We start from the raw sequence: 1,578 nt of genomic DNA, 5'->3' as shown, positions 1-1,578 counted from the left end.
ACCACGATCTGACGATCGAATCGGCCGGGGCGCAACAGCGCCGGGTCGAGGATGTCCGGCCGGTTGGTGGCAGCCATGATCACGATGCCCTCGGACGGCTCGAAGCCGTCCATCTCGGCGAGCATCTGGTTCAGGGTCTGCTCGCGCTCGTCGTGGCCTCCGCCGAGCCCGGCACCACGCTTGCGCCCGATCGAGTCGATCTCGTCGACGAAGATGATCGCCTTGCCCATGCGCCGAGCCTGCTGGAAGAGGTCGCGGACGCGGCTGGCGCCGACACCGACGAACATCTCCATGAAGTCCGAACCGGTGACCGAGAGGAACCCGACACCGGCTTCACCGGCGACGGCGCGTGCGAACAGGGTCTTGCCGGTTCCGGGAGGGCCGACGAGCAGCATGCCCTTGGGCACGCGGGCGCCGATCTCCTTGAACCGCTCGGGGTAGCGCAGGAAATCGACGACTTCGCTGATCTCCTGCTTGACGCCCTCGTAGCCGGCGATGTCGTCGAACGTGGTCGACGGACGGCTGGAGTCGTAGGCCTTGGCCTTGCTCTTGCCGATCGACATCACGCCGCCCATCTGGCCCGACGCACGGCGCTGCATCCAGATGAGGAAGCCGATGATCAGGAAGATCGGGAGCATGAACCCGAGCAGGTTGAGCAGGAAGTTGTTGCTCGGCGCCTTGTAGGAGATGATCACCCCGTTCTCCTCGAGGAACTCCTGGTCGCCCTCGAACAGGCCGGCCTCGCCGCCCGCGGTGGTGTTGAACTGGTCACCGTTGGTGAGTTCGCCGGTGATCCCGCCCGAACCCTTGTTCACCTCGATCTTCTCGACGTTGCCGTCCTCGACCTCACTGATGAACTCGGTGTAGGTGAAGTCGGTCCCGTCGTTGCTGGGCCACAGGCTCGGGACGAGGAGGGCGCCGAGCGCGACGAGGCCGATGATCCACCATCCCCAACGCGGGAAACCGGGCTTGGAATCGCCGTTGTCGTCCTTGCCCGAGCCATCGGACTCGAACTTGTTCTTCGGCGTCGGTCGGTCGGACTTCGAGCCGCGACGCTGACCCCGGCCCGCACCCGGAGGCGGCGGCGGTGGGGGAGGAGGCAGATTGCTCATCGCTCCATGATACGACCACCTGTGGACCTTGCCCGTTCGGTCTCGATGAACGATTGTGGAAACCGACACGCCCCGCCGTCCGACCATCCACCACGACGCGATCGCGGTCGTTTAACTTTTTCCGGATGGACGCAGGGGCCGGTACTTCACTGTTCGATCAGATCGCACGGGGTTTGGCCCCCAGCGCCGCTGCCGACGACATCGATCACAGCGATGTCGATCGCGACGATCCCGGAGCCGACGACGGTGTCGTCATCGGTCGCAGCCGGACGTGGCCCGCCCCCGACATCTCGACGCAGATCGAACGACCGAGCATCGCCGAACGCCAATGTTCACGCACCGGTTGCTCCGATGCCGCCGCGGTGACGCTGAGCTACCACTACGGCCAGTCCCAGGTGTGGATCGATCGCCTCTCGCCCGAGCGCGAACCGCACATGTACGACATGTGCGACCGTCACGCGGATCG

2 protein-coding genes are annotated in these 1,578 nt (G+C 65.5%); one reads left to right on the top strand and one right to left on the bottom strand.

Annotated elements, in window-relative coordinates; genetic code table 11:
• A partial coding sequence (locus WBV89_RS19815) for an ATP-dependent metallopeptidase FtsH/Yme1/Tma family protein (RefSeq protein WP_423983052.1) occupies positions 1-1,112 on the bottom strand: 1,112 nt, incomplete at its 3' end.
• Positions 1,113-1,237: 125 nt separating this feature from the next.
• Here WBV89_RS19815 and WBV89_RS19810 point away from each other — a divergent pair.
• On the top strand, positions 1,238-1,578 hold a 341-nt coding region (locus WBV89_RS19810; protein ID WP_423983051.1), incomplete at its 3' end, for a DUF3499 family protein.

The sequence above is a fragment of the Ilumatobacter sp. genome (genome assembly GCF_049588435.1).
Taxonomy (GTDB): Bacteria; Actinomycetota; Acidimicrobiia; order Acidimicrobiales; family Ilumatobacteraceae; genus Ilumatobacter_A.
Note: the sequence above shows the minus strand (reverse complement) of the source record. Positions and strands in the feature narration are given on the sequence as shown.